The 4,611-nt window shown below is 67.9% G+C and carries 5 protein-coding genes; all 5 read left to right on the top strand.

The genetic code is table 11. The features are described from left to right. The coding region (gene dnaK, locus K8V84_RS12760; protein ID WP_304074420.1) for a molecular chaperone DnaK at positions 1-1,346 on the top strand (1,346 nt) is incomplete at its 5' end. Positions 1,347-1,388: 42 nt separating this feature from the next. Next, complete coding sequence (gene grpE / locus K8V84_RS12755) at positions 1,389-2,114, top strand: nucleotide exchange factor GrpE (RefSeq protein WP_304074418.1); 726 nt, start codon at positions 1,389-1,391, stop codon at positions 2,112-2,114. Between the two features lie 127 nt (positions 2,115-2,241). Further along, positions 2,242-3,405 carry a molecular chaperone DnaJ gene (gene dnaJ, locus K8V84_RS12750; RefSeq protein ID WP_304074416.1) on the top strand — a complete coding sequence of 388 codons (1,164 nt, stop codon included), beginning with the start codon at positions 2,242-2,244 and terminating at the stop codon, positions 3,403-3,405. After that, positions 3,402-3,899 (top strand): heat shock protein transcriptional repressor HspR, encoded by a 498-nt coding sequence (locus tag K8V84_RS12745; protein ID WP_304074414.1) that lies wholly within the window; start codon positions 3,402-3,404, stop codon positions 3,897-3,899. Before dnaJ ends, K8V84_RS12745 begins: the two co-directional genes overlap by 4 nt. Positions 3,900-4,011: 112 nt before the next feature. Then, a partial coding sequence (locus K8V84_RS12740; protein WP_304074412.1) for a Clp protease N-terminal domain-containing protein occupies positions 4,012-4,611 on the top strand: 600 nt, incomplete at its 3' end.

Raw genomic sequence — 4,611 nt, 5'->3', positions numbered from 1 at the left:
ACCTCGGTGGTGGTACCTTCGACGTCTCCCTCCTGGAGGTCGGTGACGGCGTCGTGGAGGTCAAGGCGACCAACGGCGACAACCACCTCGGTGGCGACGACTGGGACCAGAAGGTCGTCGACTGGCTGGTGGAGAAGTTCAAGAACTCCAACGGCGTCGACCTGGCCAAGGACAAGATGGCGCTGCAGCGTCTGCGCGAGGCCGCCGAGAAGGCCAAGATCGAGCTCTCCAGCTCCAGCGAGACGCAGATCAACCTGCCCTACATCACCGCTTCGGCCGAGGGCCCGCTGCACCTGGACGAAAAGCTCACCCGTGCCGAGTTCCAGCGTCTGACCGCCGACCTCGTCGAGCGCACCAAGGTGCCGTTCCAGCAGGTCATCAAGGACGCCGGGATCGCCCTGGACCAGATCCACCACATCGTGCTGGTCGGTGGCTCCACCCGTATGCCCGTCATCGCCGAGCAGGTCAAGGAGATGACCGGCGGCAAGGACCCGAACAAGGGCGTCAACCCGGACGAGGTCGTGGCCATCGGTGCCGCGCTGCAGGCCGGTGTGCTCAAGGGTGAGGTCAAGGACGTCCTGCTGCTGGACGTCACCCCGCTGTCGCTGGGCATCGAGACCAAGGGCGGCGTGTTCACCAAGCTCATCGAGCGCAACACCACCATCCCGACCAAGCGGTCGGAGATCTTCACGACGGCCGACGACAACCAGCCGTCCGTGCAGATCCAGGTGTACCAGGGTGAGCGCGACATCGCTCAGTACAACAAGAAGCTGGGCGTCTTCGACCTGACCGGTCTGCCCCCGGCGCCGCGCGGTGTCCCGCAGATCGAGGTCGCCTTCGACATCGACGCCAACGGCATCGTGAACGTCACCGCGAAGGACCTGGGCACCGGCAAGGAGCAGTCGGTCACCATCTCCGGTGGTTCGGCGATGTCCAAGGACGACATCGACAAGATGGTCCGCGAGGCCGAGCAGTACGCCGAGGACGACCGCAAGCGTCGCGAAGAGGCCGAGGTCCGCAACAACGCCGAGTCCCTCGTCTACCAGACCGAGAAGGTCATCACGGACAACGAGGACAAGATCCCGGCGGACGTGCGGTCCGAGACCGAGGCGGCCGTCTCCGAGCTGAAGACCGCTCTGGAGGGCACCGACACCGAGGCCATCCGCACCGCCAGCGAGAAGGTCGCCCTGGCCAGCCAGAAGATCGGCTCGGCCATCTACAGCCAGGGCCAGCAGGGTGAGGGCGCCCAGGCCGACGGCGCGAGCGCGGACGGTTCCGCCGACGACGCCGACGTCGTGGACGCCGAGATCGTCGACGAGGACAACGGCAAGGGCGACAAGTCCTGACGCGTGGTCCGGTAAGAGTCGAGGAAGGAGGGAACGTCGGACATGGCGCTGTCGGATAAGAACAGCCCCGACTCCGGTGACGGTGACGAGACCCAGGGTCCGGTGATCCGCGACAACCGCAGGATCGATCCCGAGACCGGCGAGGTCCGCAAGCCCAAGGTCGAGGAGACCAAGGAGTCCGAGGCGGACGACGCCGAGGAACCCGAGGTCGTCGAGGCCGAGGTCGAGGACATCCCCGAGGTCCCGGACACCCCCGAGTCGGTGGTGAGCGAGGCCATCAACGCCGACGAGCGGGTCGTCGAACTCACCAACGACATCAAGCGGGTGCAGGCGGAGTACTCCAACTACCGCAAGCGTGTCGAGCGTGACCGTGTGGCCGTCCGTGAGGTCGCCACCGCCCAGGTCATCGGCGAACTGCTGCCGATCCTGGACGACATCGGTCGCGCCCGGGAGCACGAGGAGCTCACCGGCGGGTTCAAGGCGGTGGCCGAGTCCCTGGAGGCGACGGCGACCAAGCTGGGCCTGGTGAAGTACGGCGAGCAGGGTGACGAGTTCGACCCGAACGTGCACGAGGCGCTCACCCTCGTCCCGGTTCCGAACATCTCCGTCCAGTCGGTGATCGAGGTGTTCCAGCCGGGGTACCGGATCGGTGAGAGGGTCCTCCGCCCGGCCCGTGTGGTCGTGGGAGAACCCACCGGTGACACTCCGGAGGCATCCGAAGAGGACACCGAAGACACCTCCGCCGAGAAGGGCGAGGACGAGAAGTAACGGGCTGTGGCCGTGACCGGCATGAGATCGTCGGTCACGGCCACAGGTCGACCCCGGCCCCACGCGGCCGGGATCCACGTGGAAACATCGGACGCAACCGGCACCAGCGGGGAGAAGGCACCAGTCGATGAGCACCAAGGACTACCTGGAGAAGGACTACTACAAGGTCCTCGGAGTCTCAAAGACCGCCACCAAGGACGAGATCCGCTCGTCCTACCGCAAGCTGGCCCGGGAGAACCACCCCGACGCCAACCGTGACGATCCGAAGGCGGAGGAACGCTTCAAGGAGATCTCCGAGGCGTACAACGTCCTGTCGGACGAGAGTCGCCGCAAGGAGTACGACGAGGCGCGTTCGATGTTCGGTGGCTCGTACCGGCCCGGTGGCGGCACCGGCCCGGGCGGGTTCGACATGAGCGACATCTTCGGTCAGGGCGGTGGCGGTGGCGGCGCCCCCGGCGGTGAACGGCTGAGCGACCTGTTCGGCGGGCTGTTCGGCAACCGCGGGCGGACGGGCCAGGCGACCCGCAGCCGACGCGGTTCCGACATCGAGACCGAGACGACACTGAGCTTCCGGGAGGCCGCGGACGGGGTGACCCGTTCGTTCCAGCTGAGCAGCGACGCGGCGTGTCCCACCTGTAAGGGCACGGGCGCGCGCGCCGGCACGGCCCCTCGAATGTGCCCGAAGTGCTCCGGCACCGGGCACGAGAGCACCAACCTGGGCGGCTTCTCGCTGTCCGAGCCGTGCAGCGAGTGCAAGGGACGCGGCCTGGTGGTCGACGACCCCTGCCCCACCTGTTCCGGCAGCGGACGCGGCAAGAGCACGCGCAGCATCCAGACCCGCATCCCCGGCGGCGTGTCCGACGGGCAGCGGATCCGACTCAAGGGCAAGGGGGCGCCGGGCGAGAACGGCGGCCCCGCCGGTGACCTGTACGTCGTCGTCCATGTGAAGGATCACCCGGTGTTCGGTAAGAACGGCGACAACGTCACCATCACGGTCCCGGTGACCTTCCCCGAGGCGGCGTTGGGCGCCGACGTCCGGGTTCCGACCCTGGGCGGTTTCCCGGTGACGGTGAAGGTCCCGCCGGGCACCCAGAACGGGCGCACGCTGCGGGTTCGCGGCAAGGGCGCCACTCGCAAGGACGGCACCATCGGCGACATGCTGGTCACCTTCGAGGTCAAGGTGCCGCAGACACTCAACGACGACGCTCGCGAGGCGTTGGAGAAGTTCCGCGCGGCGACGTCGGACTACGACCCGCGTGACGGACTCGAAGCGCGGGCGAAGGGCGCGTGAATGTCGTGAACGATCCTTCCTTCGGAGTCGACGCCCCGGTCTACGTCATCTCCGTGGCCGCGGAGTTGGCCGGTATGCATCCGCAGACGCTGCGGCAGTACGACCGGCTGGGGATCGTCTCGCCCGGTCGCACTTCCGGGCGGGGCCGTCGTTACTCCATGCGTGACGTGCAGACGCTGCGTGTCGTGCAGCGCCTGTCGCAGGAGGAGGGCATCAACCTCGCCGGGATCAAGCGGATCCTGGAACTGGAGGACGAGGTCGAGCAACTGCGTGAGCAGGTGTTCCACCTTGCCAACGAACTGGAGGCGGCGCGCCGGGCGGTGTCCCGGCGCGGCCGTCCGGCCCACCCCGAGAGCGGGTCCGCGCGTGGGGAGCTGGTACGCCGCACCCGCGTGACGATCTTCAACACGGCCGACCCGGAAGAGCGCCCCGAGCGGGGCGGCGGGCTCGGGGACGACGGGGACGCCCGCGACACGGGCGGTTCCGACCGGTAGTAGGGGCCGGACCTTCGGGTTCGGGCCTCGCGAGCTCCACGCCTATTGCGCGGTGGGGTCGGCCACTCGACATTACCCTGAGTGAAACTTCATGTGAATGGAGTCACGGATCATGAATTACAAGCTCACCCAGAAGAGCCAGGAGGCTCTGGCCGCCGCCATTCGTCAGGCCACCACCGACGGCAGCCCGCAGACCGAGCCCCTGCACCTGTTGAACGCCCTGCTGGACCAGGCGGAGGGCATCACCCGACCGCTGCTCAAGGAGGTCGGGGTCGACCCCGACCGGCTCAAGGACAAGGTCGAGTCGGCCATCGGAGCCCTGCCCAAGGTGGCGGGTTCCACGGTCAGCTCCCCCAGTTCCTCACGGCAGCTCATCGTCTCCATCAACACGGCCGCGCAGCGCGCCCAGCAGATGGAGGACGAGTTCGTCTCCACCGAGCACCTGTTGGTGGGGTTGGCCGCCGACGGCGGCGAGGCGTCCCGGCTTCTCAAGGACGCCGGGGCGACCCCGGAGGGCCTGTTGGAGGCCTTCGAACAGGTCCGTGGCACCGGTCGGGTCACCTCGGAGAACCCCGAGGACACCTACCAGTCCCTGGAGAAGTTCGGTGTGGACCTGACCGAACGCGCCCGCGAGGGCAAGGTCGACCCGGTCATCGGTCGTGACGGCGAGATCCGTCGGGTCATCCAGGTGCTCAGCCGCCGCACCAAGAAC

The sequence above is a fragment of the Nocardiopsis listeri genome (assembly GCF_020741345.1).
GTDB lineage: Bacteria > Actinomycetota > Actinomycetes > Streptosporangiales > Streptosporangiaceae > Nocardiopsis > Nocardiopsis listeri_A.
The sequence above is the reverse complement of the archived record's forward strand: the minus strand, read 5'-3'. Positions and strand labels throughout refer to the sequence as shown.